Origin of the sequence: Haloactinopolyspora sp. (genome assembly GCF_027324685.1) — a bacterium.
Lineage (GTDB): Bacteria > Actinomycetota > Actinomycetes > Jiangellales > Jiangellaceae > Haloactinopolyspora.
On record NZ_DAHVSH010000201.1, the window covers coordinates 1 to 3,037 of the forward strand.

General features: G+C 72.2%; 3 protein-coding genes and 1 riboswitch. All 3 genes read right to left on the minus strand.

Features of this window, described 5'->3' with window-relative positions:
* A partial coding sequence (locus tag M6444_RS21525; RefSeq protein WP_298332205.1) for a MerR family transcriptional regulator occupies window positions 1-344 on the minus strand: 344 nt, incomplete at its 3' end.
* 48 nt (window positions 345-392) lie between these two features.
* The gene (locus M6444_RS21530) at window positions 393-1,400 is read right to left on the minus strand and encodes a M28 family peptidase (protein WP_298332208.1); all 1,008 of its coding nucleotides are present in this window, start codon (window positions 1,398-1,400) and stop codon (window positions 393-395) included.
* Window positions 1,401-1,417: 17 nt separating this feature from the next.
* Window positions 1,418-2,827 (minus strand): aminotransferase class V-fold PLP-dependent enzyme, encoded by a 1,410-nt coding sequence (locus M6444_RS21535; RefSeq protein ID WP_298332211.1) that lies wholly within the window; start codon window positions 2,825-2,827, stop codon window positions 1,418-1,420.
* Window positions 2,828-2,862: 35 nt separating this feature from the next.
* Window positions 2,863-2,976, minus strand: a riboswitch (SAM riboswitch).
* Window positions 2,977-3,037: the final 61 nt, after the last annotated feature.

Below are 3,037 nucleotides of genomic sequence, written 5' to 3' on the forward strand. Positions count from 1 at the left end.
ACGGCGTCGCGCTGGGCCCTCATGAGTGCCAGCCGCTCGGGCTCGGTGGACGGTCCCTGCGCGACCAGGTCGAAGTAGCGCTGAATGTCGCGGATCGGCATGTCCGTCTGGCGCAGCCGCGCGATGAACACGACGCGGTCGACGTCATCGGGCGTGTAACGCCGGTGCCCGGCATGGTCACGTGCGACGTTCAGCAGCCCGATGCGCTCGTAGTACCGCAGCGTGTGCGCCGTGACACCGGTGCGCTCGGCCACGTCGGCGATGGACTCGGTGGGCCCTGCCGGTGCGGTCGGTGCCGCAGGTGGCGGCGCGGGCGCCGGGCGCGTGTCCAACTCGTTCGTCACGACGTCGACGGTAGAGCTTCGAGTGCACTCGAAGTCAAGGTTTCGCGCTCATTGTCGTTGCAGCCATGCCCAGGTGATGTTGCCGACCCGGTTCAGCTGCCCGGGATCGACGACCGACGGGACGTCGTCGGGTGAGTGGTAGCCGGCGAACGGGATGCTGCCCAGCCTTGCCGCCGGGATCGAGGCCTTCTCGAACGACCAGTGGTCGCTGGCGCGGTTCTCGCATTCCTGCACCGGGATGTCGACTGCCGCCGCCGCGTCGACCAGTGCACTGCGGACCGCGGTCGTTCCGAGCCCTCCGGTGCAGACCGGGACGTGATCGGCCGCGACACCGACCCGGTCCAGCGCCACCATGGCTCGGATCGCCTGGCGTCGAGCCTCGGGCAACTCGCGCACGTACTGCTGGGAGCCGAAGTGGTGCAGGTCGTCCCCCTCGCCCCGGGGTTCCTCGGCGCCGAAGGCGATGAACCGGACGGGGACCGGCGGCGGTTCGACGGCCGCCATCCGCGCGAGCTCGAGCAGGACAGCCACCCCGGACGCGTTGTCCTCCGCGCCTGGCGCTGCGGCCACCGTGTCCAGGTGCGCGCCGATGACCACATGCGGACGGGTGGGATCGAACCCGGCCGGATCGGCGATGACGTTCGCCGACGCGCCGCTGTCGACGGCGACTCCCCAGGAGTCCCCAGCGGGGACGGGCACATCGACCTGCGTGACGTCGTAGCCGAAGCGGGTGAACCGCTCGGAGACGTAGGCGGCCGCTTCGGCGAACGCTGGTGAGGCGGCCTCACGGGGTCCGATGGTGCCGGCGAGGTGTTCCACCACCGCCATCGCCGCCGCGGGAGTGAACTCCGCGGGCGTCGGTGTGGGCGTGGGCGTGGGCTCACGTGTCGGCTGCACCGTCGGTTCCGTGGTCGGCTCCGTCGTCGGCGACGGCGATTCGGCCGGGGTGACCGGGCGTTCGGTCTCGCCGTTCGCCGAGTCCGCCGGGCCGCTGCACGCCGGCACCGCCCACAGGACCGACACGAGGATCACTCCCGCAGCGTGGCGCCAGGTCATGCCACCATCGCAGCGCACTAGGTACCGGGCTGGCAACCCCGGGTGACCGGACCGACGTCGCTGGGCACCCACTCCGGCCACGGCCGCGGATCGGGGACCGGCTCGTAGCGCCCGTCCACGACGTCGTAGCTCCAGTTGGTTCCGTTGCGGACCAGCGTGTCGATCCCGGTGACGAGCCGATCGACGTCGTCGGCGGTGGTGGCGAGCCCGAAACTCGCGCGCAGCGCACCGTCGGGGAACCCGAGCCGGGCGGCGAGCGGGTGTGCGCAGAACTTCCCGTCGCGGACACCGACCGCGTGCTCGGCCGACAGGTACGCGGCCACGTGCCCGGGGGCGTAGCCGCGCACCGAGAACGCGACCACCCCGACCGCCGATGAGCTGTCCGGCCAGATCCGGTGGACCTGCACACCTGGCACGTCCCCGAGCCCGGCCAGCAAGCGGCGCCGCAGCGCGGACTCGTGCGCTTCGAGGCTGCCCTCGGGCAGTGCGCCGATGACCTGACACGCTCGGGCCAGCGCCGCGACACCCACGACGTTCGGGGAGCCGCCCTCGTGTCGCGCCGGGGCCGAGGTCCAGCGCACCTCGTCCAGCCCCACCTCGCGGACGGCGCCGCCACCGGCGAGGTAGGGCGGCGCCTCGTCGAGCCAGTCCCGCCGGCCGACCAAGGCCCCGGCACCCCAGGGCGCGTACAGCTTGTGCCCGGAGAAGGCGAGGTAGTCGACTTGCGAGGCCACCAGGTCGATCCGCCGGTGCGGTACGAGTTGCGCGGCGTCGACGGCGATCCGGGCGCCGTGCCGGTGGGCGATGCGAGAGAGCAAGCCGAGCGGCAGTTGCTCGCCGGTGACGTTCGACGTGCCGGTGACGGCCAACAACGCCGCCGGGCGGCGAGCCAGCTCGGCCTCGACTCGCGCCAGAGTCCGTTCCAGCGTCGCGGCCGCCTCGACCACCCGGCGGTGGCGCCACGGCAGCAGGTTCGCGTGGTGCTCGATGTCGAGGACGACGACCTCGCCGCCGGCTGGGACGCAACCGGCCATCAGGTTCAGCGAATCGGTGGTGTTGCGGGTGAACACCACGACGTCGTCGGAGCGGGCGTCGACGAACTCGGCGACCGCCGCCCGCGCGCCCTCGTACACGCGGGTGCACACCTGGGAGGCGTAACCCGCGCCACGGTGAACGCTGGCGTAGTACGGCAGGAGCTCGTCGACGTGGTCGGCGACCGCCTGCAGCGGCGGCGCACTGGCGGCGTAGTCGAGGTTGGCGTAGGGACGTTCAGCGCCGGTGACCAGCGGAACCGGCGAGCCGGCGCCGACGATGGGCAGCAGCGGCCCAGCCGGGACCGGCGCAGCGTGCACCCGCTCAGCGCGGCCTGAACGGGCACAGTGGGTGGTCGGCTGAACGGGTGCGGTACGTCGTGCGGTCAGCGTCATCGTCGCCTCCGGGGCCTTGGGGGCCCGGTGCGACGGGCCCGCGCTTGCCGGACACGGCTCATGCCCGGCCAGGTCTTCACCCGGGGCACCCCACCGCGGTGGAGGGTTGCCGGTCAGCAAGCCGGGGCTTGACGCTGACACTCATGACCTTGGTCCCTGACGATAAAGGCGATACAGCCCTCATGTCCATTCAGCGGTCGGTTTGATCTC

Excerpts from the sequence above, each read along its gene's own strand:
- M6444_RS21530 (WP_298332208.1), bottom strand. The coding sequence starts at position 1,400 with ATGACCTGGCGCCACGCTGCGGGAGTGATCCTCGTGTCGGTCCTGTGG.
- M6444_RS21535 (WP_298332211.1), bottom strand. The coding sequence starts at position 2,827 with ATGACGCTGACCGCACGACGTACCGCACCCGTTCAGCCGACCACCCAC.